Genomic DNA, 13,826 nt, shown 5'->3' on the forward strand with positions numbered 1-13,826 from the left:
GTGTATCTGTCGGTTTGGCAAAGTTGTTTATATGTTTTGCAAGATGAATTGCCATCTCAGCAATTTAGCATGTGGGTAAGACCACTACAGGCAGAAAGTACTGATGATACGCTAACTATCTATGCGCCGAATCGTTTTGTATTGGATTGGGTACGAGAAAAGTATCTCCACCGCATCAATGAACTGCTGATTGAGATCTGTGGTGATGAAGCACCAGAGCTGCGCTTTGATGTGGGTAGCAAACCTGTGTTAGCTGCACAACCAAGTTTATCTAACGAAAAAGCCGCAAGTGTAGGTCATGCAGCTGATAACATGTCAATACTGCAAGGCACTCAGCCAAAAATGGCTGAAAAAGTTGAGCCTGCTCCTAAATCTTCGCATAAGTCTAATATTAAAGAGAATTACACCTTTGATAACTTTGTGGAAGGTAAATCTAACCAGCTGGCAAAAGCCGCTGCAACGCAAGTTGCAGATAATCCAGGTTCTGCATTCAACCCCGTATTTATTTATGGTGGTACAGGTCTGGGTAAGACGCACCTGTTACACGCCGTAGGTAATGGCATTATTGAACAAAAACCGGATGCAAAAATTGTTTATATGCATTCAGAGCGGTTTGTTCAGGACATGGTTAAAGCACTGCAGAATAATGCCATTGAAGAGTTCAAGCGTTACTACCGCAGCGTTGATGCATTGATGATTGATGATATCCAATTCTTTGCAAACAAAGAGCGTTCGCAAGAAGAGTTCTTCCATACTTTTAATGCGCTGCTTGAAGGCAACCAACAAATTATTCTAACTTCTGACCGTTACCCTAAAGAAATAGAAGGGGTTGAGGACCGACTGAAGTCGCGTTTTGGTTGGGGGTTAACTATTGCTATTGAGCCACCAGAATTAGAGACTCGCGTTGCTATCTTAATGAAGAAAGCGCAGCAAAGTAATATTAACTTGCCACACGAAGTTGCCTTTTTTATTGCTAAGAAATTACGCTCTAATGTGCGAGAGTTAGAAGGTGCGTTAAACCGCGTGATAGCTAATGCCAACTTCACTGGTCGTCCAATTTCTATCGATTTTGTTAAAGAGGCGCTACGCGACTTATTAGCGCTACAAGACAAACTCGTTACCATCGATAATATCCAGCGTACCGTGGCGGAATATTATCGAATTCGTGTTTCTGACTTATTGTCAAAACGTCGTAGCCGTTCAGTTGCAAGACCAAGACAAGTTGCTATGGCATTGTCTAAAGAACTGACAAACCACAGCTTACCAGAAATAGGTGATGCTTTTGGTGGCCGCGACCATACCACCGTGTTACACGCGTGTAGAAAAGTAAAAGCACTTCGTGATGAAAGTCATGAGGTAAAAGAAGATTATCAAAACTTAATTAGAACGCTGTCTTCTTAAGGGTTAAATGATGCAAATAACGATTCCAAGAGAACTATTTTTAAAGCCACTGGTACAGGTGTCGGGTGCCATTGAGCGCAAACATACACTGCCTATTTTGTCTAATGTATTGCTAGAAGTGAAAAATGGCGCGTTACATATGACAGGTACAGATTTAGAGATAGAGCTTGTTGCATCTGTTGCCCTTGAAACAAATGTGCCAGACGCCAAGATCACTTTACCGGCGAAAAAGCTCCTAGATATTTGTAAGAGCTTGCCTGATAACTCGGATTTAGTGCTGAGTAGCCAAGAGCATCAATTGCTACTGACTAGCGGTCAAAGTCGCTTTTCTTTGACAACCTTAGCCGCTGAAGACTTCCCTAATCTTGAAGAGTGGGACGGTGAGGTTGAGTTTGCCATAACGCGTTTAGAGCTGAGAAAATTGCTAGAAGCAACGCATTTCTCTATGGCTAACCAAGACGTACGTTACTATTTAAATGGTATGTCGTTCGAAGTAGATAATAGTGAAATTAAAACGGTAGCAACTGACGGTCACCGTTTGGCAATTGCGCAGCAAAAATTACCAGAGTCATTGCAAACACAACGTCAATTGATCATTCCTCGTAAGGGCGTGCAAGAGATCATGCGCTTACTGCCTGCGGATGATGAAACTATCACCATTCAATTTGGCGCTAATCATGTGCGTATCATCGACAGCGAATTTACTTTCACGAGTAAGCTGGTGGATGGGCGATTCCCTGATTATCGTCGCGTATTACCTCGTGGCGGGGACAAGTTGGTTACCGCAAATCGCGATTGGCTACGCAGTGCATTTCAGCGCGTATCTATCCTTTCTAACGAGAAGTTTCGTGGCGTGCGATTGAATCTGAGTAATGGACAATTAAAAATTAGTGCCAATAACCCAGAGCAGGAGCAAGCTGAAGAAATTGTTGAGGTAGGTTACCAAGGCGATGATCTTGAAGTTGGTTTTAACGTTTCTTACTTATTAGACGTGTTAAATACAATAAAGTCTGAAGATGTACAATTTACGCTTTCTGATGCGAACAGCAGTGCGCTTATTGAAGCCGCTGGTGACGAACATGCAATGTATGTAGTTATGCCGATGCGTTTATAGAGTTATGAGTTTAACTCACCTTAGCCTCAATGCATTTCGAAACATTGAGGCGATGGCGCTTTCACCTAGCAATGCCATTAATGTCATTCTCGGTGAAAATGGTAGCGGTAAAACCAGTCTGCTCGAAGCCATTTACTTTCTCTCCAGTGGTAAATCTTTCCGTACCAATCTGCAAAAATTAATGATCAAGCATGAGGCTTCTCATTGCGTTGTTCATGCTAAAAAACAACTACATAACTTGTCTATACCGCTTGGCATTAGTAAATATACCAGTGGTGAAACTAAGCTTCGAATTCAGGGGCAGGCAAGCCGGAAAGTGGCAGAATTAGCGCAGGTTTTACCTGTTCAAGTTATTACGCCTGAAAGCTATGAGCTGTTTTTTGGTGGTCCAAAAGAGCGTCGTAAGTTTCTTGATTTAGGTGTGTTCCACGTGGAACATCAGTTTTATTCCACATGGAAAATGTTCAATCAGGTGCTCAAGCAACGTAACGCTTTATTGAAATCTAAACCGAGAGATCTCCAATCCCAGCTAAGTTATTGGGATAAGGAGTTTGTACGCCTTGCTGGGCAAATAAATATGTTTAGAGAGGCTTATATAGGTAGGTTTCAGACGCATTTTTTTGATAAGATAGGGGATATAAGCCCTATCTTTAAAGGCCTTGAAATTCGCTTTCAAGCGGGCTGGAAGGGGGAACTAGCTGAGGTATTAACAAATCAGTTAGAGCGAGATGTAAAACTTGGCTATACAAGTAAAGGGCCGCATAAGGCTGACTTTAACTTTTATACTCAAGGAAACAGCGTAGAACATATTTTTTCTCGTGGTCAACTCAAGCTATTACTGTATGCACTTAAAGTAATGCAAAACAGTTTGATTGACCAAGAGAGTAATAAGCAGTCAATTCTGCTTATTGATGATTTACCTTCGGAGCTTAGTGAAGATACTAAAGTGGCGGTATCGCGTCTGTTGGCGCAATGTCAGTCACAGCTGTTTATCACTGCTATTACTCCAGAAAGTATTGCCGCCGTTATTGAACCAATGGAACGTGAAATTAAAATGTTCCACGTGGAACATGGCAGCTTAATAACAAAATAATTGGAAGAAACCATGTCGGAAAATTACGATTCGTCGAGTATTAAAGTACTTAAAGGATTGGATGCTGTAAGAAAGCGTCCGGGAATGTATATCGGTGACACAGACGATGGTACTGGTTTACATCACATGGTGTTTGAGGTCGTTGATAACTCAATCGACGAAGCACTAGCAGGATATTGTGACGATATTTTCGTAACAATTCATACCGATGGCTCTGTATCTGTTCGAGATAATGGTCGTGGTATCCCAACTTCAATTCACGAAGAAGAAGGGGTTTCTGCGGCAGAAGTTATCATGACTGTACTACATGCCGGTGGTAAATTTGATGATAACTCATATAAAGTATCTGGCGGTTTGCACGGTGTAGGTGTTTCTGTTGTAAATGCACTTTCTGAAAAACTACAATTAACAATCCGCCGTGATGGCAAAGTGCATCAGCAAAAATACACTATGGGTGTTCCAGATGCGCCGTTAGGTGTTATCGGTGAAGCGGAATCTACTGGTACAGAATTGAGATTCTGGCCAAGTGCTGAAACGTTCTCAGATACAAATTTCCACTACGATATTCTAGCCAAGCGCCTACGTGAACTATCTTTCCTTAACTCTGGTGTAAGCATCATTTTGAGTGATGAGCGCGAAGAGAATAAACAAGATCACTTCAAATACGAAGGCGGTATTCAAGCATTCGTTGCATATCTAAATCGTAAGAAGACGCCAGTTCATCAAAGCGTTTTCCACTTTTCGACTGAGCGTGATGATGGCATTAGCGTAGAAGTCTCTATGCAATGGAATGATGGTTTCCAAGAAAACATCTACTGTTTTACCAATAACATTCCTCAACGCGATGGTGGTACTCACTTAGCGGGTTTCCGTGCAGCACTTACGCGTACGCTTAACACCTACATGGAAAAAGAAGGCTTTAATAAAAAGTATAAAACCAGTGCTACGGGTGACGATGCCCGTGAAGGTTTGACTGCTGTTGTTAGTGTTAAAGTTCCTGATCCTAAGTTCTCTTCACAGACAAAAGATAAGCTCGTTTCTAGTGAAGTAAAAGGGGCTGTTGAGCAAATGATGGCTGAAAAGCTAACTGAATTCTTGCTAGAAAACCCAGGCGATGCAAAAACCGTTGTAAACAAAATCGTTGATGCTGCGCGCGCACGTGAAGCTGCACGTAAGGCTCGTGAAATGACTCGTCGTAAGGGCGTTATGGATTTAGCTGGTCTACCGGGTAAACTCGCTGACTGCCAAGAACGAGATCCTGCACTTTCTGAACTATATATAGTGGAGGGTGACTCGGCGGGTGGTTCTGCTAAGCAAGGTCGTAACCGTAAGAACCAAGCAATTCTGCCGCTCAAAGGTAAAATCCTGAACGTAGAAAAAGCACGCTTTGATAAGATGCTTTCTTCTCAGGAAGTGGCAACACTAATTACTGCATTAGGTTGCGGTATTGGACGTGATGAATATAACCCTGAAAAGCTAAGATATCACCGCATCATCATCATGACCGATGCGGACGTGGATGGTTCACACATCCGTACACTGCTACTGACTTTCTTCTATCGTCAAATGCCAGAGATCATCGAACGCGGTTACGTCTATATTGCTCAACCACCACTATATAAAGTGAAGAAGGGTAAGCAAGAGCGTTATATTAAAGATGATAATGCGCTAACTTCATACCTAACAACATTAGCGCTAAACGAAGCATCACTATATCCGTCGGAAGATGCAGAGCCAATTACTGGTAACAGACTAGAAAACCTAGTACATGATTATCAGAATACGATAGATATCATTGAGCGTTTAAAGCGTAAGTATCCGTCTTCAATCATGAACCGTTTGCTTTATCACCCAGAGCTAACCGAGTCAGACTTATCTGATGAAGCAAAAGTAACGGCGTGGACTGAAAACTTGGTTGCTGATCTTGTGAAGAAAGACGAAGACGCCACTATCTTCAACGCAGAAGTCGCATTTGATGAAGAGCGCCACATGTATTATCCGGTGATCAATATTCGTCAGCACGGTGTTGATAAAGCGCATACCTTGAACTTCGACTTTATTACATCTAAAGATTATGTTCGCATTGCGAACACGGGTCGTCAGATTGGTAGTTTGATCAGCGAAGGCGGTTATGTACAGCGTGGTGAGAAGACTCAAGCAATCGAATATTTTGAGGCTGGTCTTGAATGGCTTATCTCAGAGTCTAAGCGTGGCTTGTATACACAACGTTATAAAGGATTGGGTGAGATGAACCCTGACCAACTTTGGGAAACAACGATGGATCCAGGTGCTCGCCGTATGTTACGTGTGACCATTGAAGATGCCATTGCTGCAGACCAATTGTTTGCAACCTTGATGGGTGACCAAGTTGAACCTCGTCGAGAGTTTATCGAAACAAATGCACTGAGAGTTGTTAACTTAGACGTGTAAACTCAAACATCTAGTAAAAAGGAGGGATTTTCCCTCCTTTTTTTATGCTTTAAAGCTTAAAACCCTCCTGCGCTCGCGGTATACTGAGCATAATTTTCAATCATTGAATCTAGCGTAAGCGCCAAATTACTGCAGGCGTTTACATACGATAAGTACCAGATAAAAATAAGCCAACTATGCAAAAATACGATATCAAAACCTTCCAAGGTTTGATCCTGGCTTTACAGGATTACTGGGCGCAGCAAGGCTGTGTTGTAGCTCAACCTTTAGATATGGAAGTTGGTGCGGGTACATTCCACCCGATGACCTTCCTTAAGTCCATTGGTCCTGAGCCAATGTCGAGCGCATACGTACAACCTTGTCGCCGCCCGACAGATGGTCGCTATGGTGAAAACCCTAACCGTCTTCAGCACTACTACCAATTCCAAGTTGTATTGAAGCCATCGCCTGAGAATATTCAGGAGCTCTACCTAGGTTCTCTAGAAGCGCTGGGCATTGATACATTAACGCACGAAGTGCGCTTTGTTGAAGATAACTGGGAGTCACCAACGCTAGGTGCTTGGGGATTAGGTTGGGAAGTATGGTTGAATGGCATGGAAGTGACTCAGTTTACTTACTTCCAGCAAGTTGGCGGTATTGAATGCTCACCGGTAACGGGTGAAATTACGTATGGTTTAGAGCGCCTTGCGATGTATATACAAGGTGTAGATAGCATTTATGATCTCGTTTGGACTGATGGTCCAATGGGGCGCGTAACTTACGGTGACGTGTTCATGCAAAACGAGATAGAACAGTCGACATATAACTTTGAATATGCGGATGTAGAGGCATTATTCAAGCAGTTTGACCAGTGTGAAAAAGAAAGCGAAAAGCTAATCGAAGCAGGGCTTCCTTTACCAGCTTATGAGCAGGTAATGAAGGCATCTCATGCATTTAACCTGTTAGACGCACGTCATGCTATCTCAGTAACTGAGCGTCAGCGCTATATATTAAGAGTTCGTGCTTTATCAAAAGCCTGTGCACAGGCTTACTATGACGCACGTGAAGCACTTGGCTTCCCGCTTTGTAAGGATAAATAATGTCGACTGAAAACTTACTCGTAGAAATTGGTACTGAAGAGCTACCACCAAAGGCGTTACGCAACCTTGCTGAGTCATTCGCAGAAAATACTAGGCAAGAGCTAGAGGCATTAGAGCTTAGCCATGAAGGCGTGAGCTGGTATGCATCACCTCGTCGCTTAGGTATTCAAGTTAAAGCATTACAAACGCAACAAGCCGACAAAGTGGTTGAAAAGCGCGGTCCAGCTATTCAGGCGGCATTTGACGCCGATGGTAATGCGACTAAAGCGGCGCTAGGTTGGGCTCGTGGTTGTGGTATTGATATTAATGATGCTGAGCGTTTAGAAACTGATAAAGGCACTTGGCTGCTACACAAAGCGAAAGTAGAGGGGCAACAGACCTTAGCGTTACTAAGCGATGTGATCAACAAAGCATTGGCTAAGTTGCCTATTCCAAAGCCGATGCGCTGGGGTGCGAACAAGACGCAATTTATCCGTCCTGTGCATACTGTGGCTGCACTACTTGGTAGTCAACAAGTTGAAGGTGAAGTGCTAGGTAAAGCTATCAGCAATGAGCTGCAAGGACATCGCTTCCATCACCCTGAGCGTGTTCGTGTTGAACATGCTGATGATAGCCATGCAGTGCTAAAAGGCGCATACGTTATTGCGGATTATGAAGCACGTAAAGTGTTAATTCGAGGCCAAATTGAAGCTGAAGCTGAAAAGCTCGGCGCGCAAGTAGCGATGGATGAAGATCTTCTTGAAGAAGTTACGTCACTAGTCGAGTGGCCAGTAACTTTAGTTGCATCTTTTGAAGAAGCCTTCTTGCAAGTGCCTGATGAAGCACTTATCTACACCATGAAAGACGACCAAAAATACTTTCCACTGTTAGATAAGCAAGGCAACTTGATCAACAAGTTCTTGTTTGTTTCTAACATTGAAAGTAAAGATCCGAGCGTGGTGATCTCGGGTAACGAGAAAGTGGTTCGCCCACGTCTGGCAGATGCTCAGTTCTTCTTTGAAACGGATAAGAAGAAAACGCTGGAAAGTCGTCTTGAGTCACTTGATTCAGTGTTATTTCAGAAGCAGCTTGGCACACTAAAAGACAAGTCAGAGCGTATCTCGGCACTCGCTGGTTTTATTGCTGAACAGCTTGGTGCTGATAAGGCACTAGCAGAGCGTGCGGGTTTACTTAGTAAAACGGATTTAATGACTGAAATGGTCATGGAATTTACTGACGTTCAGGGCGTGATGGGTATGCATTACGCGCGTATTGATGGCGAAGCAGAAGAAGTCGCACTAGCACAAAATGAGCAATATATGCCGCGTTTTGCTGGTGATAATCTACCGTCTAACCCAATCAGTTTTGCTGTGGCGCTTGCGGATAAGTTTGATACTCTGGTTGGCATTTTTGGTATCGGCCAGACACCAAAAGGCGATAAAGATCCGTTTGCACTTCGCCGTGCTGCCATCGGCGCATTGCGTATTATGGTAGAAAAAGAACTACCATTAGACATTCAGGATATCGTTGCCAAAGCAATGACGTTATTCGGTGATAAGCTAAGCAATGCAAATGTTGCCGATGAAGTGGTTGAGTTTATGTTAGGTCGTTTCCGTGCCTGGTACCAAGATGAAGGTATCAGCGTGGATGTGATCCAAGCAGTACTTGCAAGACGTCCAACGAGCCCAGTTGATTTTGATCGCCGAGTAAAAGCGGTTAGTCACTTTAGAACGTTGGCGGAAGCTGAAGCGTTAGCTGCTGCCAATAAGCGTGTAAACAACATTTTAGCGAAGAATAACGTCGCGTCAGAAGCTGCGGTGGAGAGCTCACTCCTGCAAGAAGAGGCTGAGCAAACATTGGCTGCACAAGTTGCTGCGTTAACTGCTGAGCTTGCACCTGTTTACGCTGAAGGTGATTATCAAACTGCACTGACGCGTTTAGCGAGTTTACGTGAAGCAGTAGATAACTTCTTTGATAATGTTATGGTAATGGCGGACGATGAAGCGGTTAAAGCTAATCGTTTAGCATTACTTAGTCAGTTAAGTAAGTTATTCCTTAATACTGCAGATATTTCAGTGTTACAAAATTAATTGCTGATACAAAAGCCAGCAATTGCTGGCTTTTTGCTGATTGGTAAAAGCAAGTAAAAGGCTGTCTAGCTATGATTAAAAAACAAGGGGCAATGGCGATTGCGCTATTAGCACTTACCGCTTGTAGTAGTAACTTTCAATTGCCAACAACGTCAACTTCACCGGTTGTTGCTGGTGAGTTGGATAAGACAATGTATTTACGCGGTGACTTCACTCTGTGGGATGCCGAACCTCAGTATCGTCTTGAAGAAACACAACCGGGGATCTACGCAACAAAAGCAAGATTCATGAGCCCAGGTAAAGTGTATGAATTTAAAATTGCTGATGAGCAGTGGAGTGAAGGCTACAACTGTGGCTATAAGAGTGAAGGGCAGTTAACGCTAGGGCAACCGCTGGTCGCGGATTGTAACACGGTGTATAACTACTTTAGCTTCAAGCCAAGTAAAAAAGGGTGGTACGAAATCCGCTTAGATTATCGTAATCCTCGCTCACCAAAGGTGGTGATTGTAAAATCTTAAAAAAGCGGCAGATGCCGCTTTTTTATTACGCTGTTACAGACCTTTTCTAATCACATATCTATACGGTGATTCAGCCACTGCTTTGGCAACCAAAGTGTGATCCATAAATTCACAGAAGCTCGGAATGTCTCTTGTCGTTGATGGATCATCTGCGATAACTAACAACGTCTCACCTAAGTTCATCCGTCTCACCATGCCTCTAATCATCATTACTGGCTCCGGACAACGTAAGCCTACTGCATCTAAGGTATGGTCGGTATTATCAAAACTCATTGTGGGTGGCCTTGTTCGTTACGTTGTTAGTTAGGAAAACTGCTATTTTAACCGCATGTTGTAAGTAAGCTCAAGTTTGGATAACTCAAGTCTGATACCAATTAGTCTTAATACTTGCTCAATTTGAAGGAGCAAATCTGACGCTAACTGCGTTAAAAATTTCTCATTTAGAACAACTAAATAGCAAAATATTTGCCTTGCCTACATGGATGTAGGTACCTCAGCGATAGCAGGACGCGGTAGCGGTGTTATCGACAAAATTCTCTCGCCTCAAAATAGACCACTTAATTAAGATAATTGGTATTAGCCAACCGAGGTGAGGTAAATGCAGGTAATAAAAAAGGCAAAACAGCTGTGCCGTTTTGCCTTGGTCACCAAGTTGAAGTTGTGTGCTGGTATTGTCTTATAAAAGCCCAGTACCAGCTGGTTGGAATTAGTTATCTACGCGCTCGAATACGGTAGCAATGCCTTGGCCTAAACCAATACACATAGTTGCAAGGCCGTACTTCGCGTCTTTCTCTTCCATTAGGTTGATAAGCGTTGTGCTAATACGTGAGCCTGAGCAACCAAGTGGGTGACCGAGTGCAATTGCACCACCGTTGAGGTTCACTTTCTCATCTACCTTGTCTAGTAGGCCAAGGTCTTTTAGCACTGGTAGTGATTGCGCTGCAAAGGCTTCGTTTAGTTCTGCAACATCGATATCATCGATAGTAATGCCCGCCTGCTTTAAGGCTTTTTGCGATGCTGGAACTGGACCATAGCCCATGATGGAAGGATCGCAACCTGCGACTGCCATTGACTTAACACGAGCACGAATTGGAAGACCGAGTTCTCTTGCTTTAGACTCGCTCATGACCAACATAGCTGAAGCACCGTCAGACAGCGCTGAAGAGGTACCTGCAGTTACCGTACCCGATGCTGGGTTAAATACAGGGCGTAGCTGTCCTAGACCTTCTAGGCTTGTCTCTGGGCGGATAACTTCGTCATGCTCGACAAGTACTGGTGTACCATCGGCATCATGACCTTCCATTGGCAGGATTTCTTTTGCAAAACGCCCTTCAAGGGTTGCGGCATGTGCACGCTGGTGTGAACGTACGGCAAATTCATCTTGCTGCTCACGACTGATACCGTGCATTAGCGCTAAGTACTCAGCCGTTAAACCCATCACGCCAGCAGCTTGTGCAACTGATGTCGCAAGGCCTGGGTGAAAGTCATTACCATGTGTCATTGGTACGTGACCCATGTGCTCAACACCACCGATAAGGTAAGTGTCACCAGCACCGGTCATGATAGCGCGAGCTGCGTCATGCAATGCCTGCATTGACGAACCGCATAGGCGGTTTACGGTTACCGCCGGTACGGTGTGAGGAATGCCAGCTAAGAGTGCAGCGTTACGACCAACGTTAAAGCCTTGCTCTAACGTTTGCTGTACACAACCCCAGTAAATGTCATCAATTGAGTCTGGTGCTACTTGAGGGTTACGCTCAAGTAGGCCTTTCATCAAGTGTGCGCTGAGGTCTTCGGCACGTTTATGCTTAAATACACCGCCTTTTGAACGGCCCATTGGGGTACGAATACAATCTACGATTACCGCGTTTTCCATGTTACTGGCCCTCCACTTGATAAAACACTTTACCTTCATCTGCCCACTGTCTAGTTTGCTCAGAAACTTGATAAATTTCACCAAGATGAGCGTACTTGTCAGCCATTGCTACAAAGTTTGCGAGGCCGATCTGGTCTAGATAGCGGAATGCACCACCTCTGAATGGAGGGAAGCCGATACCGTAGATCAGTGCCATGTCTGCTTCTTGCGGTGAAGCAATAATGTTTTCTTGCAGACACAGTAACACTTCGTTGATCATTGGCACCATACAACGCTCAATAATCGTTTGTTTATCAAATTCAGTTGGTGCGTCACAAATACCGCTCAGCAGCTCAAGCGCGCTGTCGTCTTTACTCTTCTTCAAACGACCTTTGCGATCTGGTGCGTATTGGTAGAAGCCTTTTTGGTTTTTCTGACCAAAGCGTTCGGCACCCGCAAGTACTGCGACAGGATCTTTGTCTTTACGTGCCATGCGAGTAGGGAAGCCATCAGCCATTACGCCGGTACAATGGTTTGCCGTATCGATACCCACTACGTCTAGTAGGTACGCAGGACCCATTGGCCAGCCGAAGACATTTTCCATAACCTTATCTACTTTTGCAAAGTCAGCACCTTCTACAACAAGTTGGCTGAAGCCTGCAAAGTAAGGGAACAGAACACGGTTCACGAAGAAACCTGGGCAATCGTTAACAACGATAGGAGACTTGCCAAGCTTTAAGGCATAATCTACCACTGCGGCAACGGTTTCATCCGATGTTTGCTCGCCGCGAATGATTTCTACCAATGGCATTTTTGGCACTGGGTTAAAGAAGTGCATACCACAGAAGTTTTCTGGCTTCTCAAGTGCGGTGGCTAACTCATCAATACGAATAGTCGATGTGTTTGAAGTTAGGATCGTACCTTCTGGTAATTGCGACTCTAAACTCGCTAATACCGTTTTTTTGATTTTAGGGCTTTCAACAACGGCTTCTACGATGATGTCTGAACCTTGTAGATCGTGATCGTTGAGCGTTGCTTTGATTTTACCTAAAGTGGCAATCATTTTGTCCATCGACATGTGGCCGCGCTGTACTTTTTTACCAAGTAGTTTTGCAGCCTCACCCATACCAAGGTCTAAGGCACCTTGCTGGATGTCTTTCATGACAATTGGTGTGCCTTTGTAGGCTGATTGGTAAGCGATACCGCCACCCATAATACCAGCACCAAGTACCGCTGCTTGTTTGATCTCGGTTTTACTTTGCTTGGCTTGTTTCTTGGCAACCGTTTTGATGTATTGATCCGCTAAGAAAATACCGGTTTGCGCTGCGGCTTCTGCCGTTTTGGCAAGCTTAGCAAAGTTTTGGTTTTCGAGTGCCATCGCTTCGCTGCGGCTAAGGTTAGCTGCCGCTTTAAGCGTTTGTACCGCCATCATTGGTGCTGGGTAATGACCTTTGGTTTTTGCCATGACTAAGCCTTCGGCCATACCAAAGCTCATACCTTGCTCTACACGATTCATCTTCAATGGGTCAAGCTTGATTTGGCGTTTCGCGCGCCAATCCAATTTACCTGCAATGGCTTGCTCCAAGGTACGAATAGCGGCAGCCATGAGTTTGTCAGCAGCTACTACACCGTCAACCGCACCCACTTTTAGTGCGTCATTCGCTCGGTTTTCTTGACCTGTGGTGATCCACGTCATTGCGTTGTCAGCGCCGATTAAGCGAGGAAGTCTTACGGTACCACCAAAGCCCGGCATAATGCCAAGCTTAACTTCTGGTAGGCCAATTTTTGCGTTGTCAGTTGCGATACGGTAATCCGTGGCGAGCAACCACTCGCAACCACCGCCAAGCGCAAGGCCATTTACTGCCGATAGTGTAGGGAAAGGTAAATCTTCTATTGCGTCGAAGACATCGGTTGCGGTTTTAATCCAGCCAACAAGTTCTTCTTCTGGGCGTTGGAAAGTCGGAAGGAATTCAAAAATATCAGCGCCAACAATAAAGTGGTCTTTGTCGCTGGTAAAAATTAAGCCGTCGATGTCGTCGCGTTGGCTCAATTCGATAAGCGCTTCGTGGCTTTCCTTTAGTACTTGCTGAGATAGTTTGTTTACTGAGCCTGGTAGGCAAAACTTAAACTCAGCGATATTGCCTTTGCAAAAATCAACTACAAAGGACTCGCGTTTGATTAACATACATGTTCTCCCGTGCTTTACACTGGTACGATGAGTTGTAATTTCAATCAGTGTGGATCCTTTGGCGGCAAATTGCAATGAA

Annotated in this window: 10 protein-coding genes; 7 read left to right on the forward strand and 3 right to left on the reverse strand. The window is 44.3% G+C overall.

Going from position 1 to position 13,826, the window contains the following annotated elements; all coding sequences use genetic code 11:
* From dnaA to GSF04_RS05110, 7 genes are all read left to right on the forward strand, one after another.
* Positions 1 to 1,401, forward strand: coding sequence for a chromosomal replication initiator protein DnaA (gene dnaA, locus GSF04_RS05080; protein ID WP_211858935.1), 1,401 nt, complete (start codon positions 1 to 3; stop codon positions 1,399 to 1,401).
* 10 nt (positions 1,402 to 1,411) lie between these two features.
* Entirely contained in the window at positions 1,412 to 2,515 is a 1,104-nt protein-coding gene (gene dnaN / locus GSF04_RS05085; RefSeq protein WP_099030050.1) for a DNA polymerase III subunit beta, read from the forward strand.
* A 4-nt stretch (positions 2,516 to 2,519) separates the two neighbouring features.
* On the forward strand, positions 2,520 to 3,608 hold the full coding sequence (recF, locus tag GSF04_RS05090; RefSeq protein WP_211858936.1) for a DNA replication/repair protein RecF: 1,089 nt from the start codon (positions 2,520 to 2,522) through the stop codon (positions 3,606 to 3,608).
* Between the two features lie 12 nt (positions 3,609 to 3,620).
* Entirely contained in the window at positions 3,621 to 6,038 is a 2,418-nt protein-coding gene (gene gyrB / locus GSF04_RS05095; RefSeq protein WP_211858937.1) for a DNA topoisomerase (ATP-hydrolyzing) subunit B, read from the forward strand.
* Between the two features lie 176 nt (positions 6,039 to 6,214).
* Positions 6,215 to 7,117 carry a glycine--tRNA ligase subunit alpha gene (gene glyQ / locus GSF04_RS05100; RefSeq protein WP_010376835.1) on the forward strand — a complete coding sequence of 301 codons (903 nt, stop codon included), beginning with the start codon at positions 6,215 to 6,217 and terminating at the stop codon, positions 7,115 to 7,117.
* On the forward strand, positions 7,117 to 9,186 hold the full coding sequence (gene glyS, locus GSF04_RS05105) for a glycine--tRNA ligase subunit beta (protein ID WP_211858938.1): 2,070 nt from the start codon (positions 7,117 to 7,119) through the stop codon (positions 9,184 to 9,186). The genes glyQ and glyS overlap by 1 nt, the downstream gene beginning before the upstream one ends.
* A gap of 71 nt (positions 9,187 to 9,257) precedes the next feature.
* Positions 9,258 to 9,704 (forward strand): hypothetical protein, encoded by a 447-nt coding sequence (locus GSF04_RS05110; protein ID WP_010376831.1) that lies wholly within the window; start codon positions 9,258 to 9,260, stop codon positions 9,702 to 9,704.
* Between the two features lie 33 nt (positions 9,705 to 9,737).
* On the opposite strand, the gene tusA is transcribed toward GSF04_RS05110, so the two are convergent.
* The 3 genes from tusA to fadB form a co-directional block, all read right to left on the reverse strand.
* Positions 9,738 to 9,977, reverse strand: a complete 240-nt coding sequence (gene tusA, locus GSF04_RS05115; protein WP_010604166.1) for a sulfurtransferase TusA — start codon at positions 9,975 to 9,977, stop codon at positions 9,738 to 9,740.
* 433 nt (positions 9,978 to 10,410) lie between these two features.
* Positions 10,411 to 11,580, reverse strand: coding sequence for an acetyl-CoA C-acyltransferase FadA (gene fadA, locus GSF04_RS05120; RefSeq protein ID WP_010604167.1), 1,170 nt, complete (start codon positions 11,578 to 11,580; stop codon positions 10,411 to 10,413).
* A gap of 1 nt (position 11,581) precedes the next feature.
* Entirely contained in the window at positions 11,582 to 13,744 is a 2,163-nt protein-coding gene (gene fadB, locus GSF04_RS05125; protein ID WP_211858939.1) for a fatty acid oxidation complex subunit alpha FadB, read from the reverse strand.
* Between the last annotated feature and the right edge of the window lie 82 nt (positions 13,745 to 13,826).

Source organism: Pseudoalteromonas sp. A22, assembly GCF_018141345.1.
In the GTDB taxonomy this organism is placed as follows: Bacteria; Pseudomonadota; Gammaproteobacteria; order Enterobacterales; family Alteromonadaceae; genus Pseudoalteromonas; species Pseudoalteromonas maricaloris.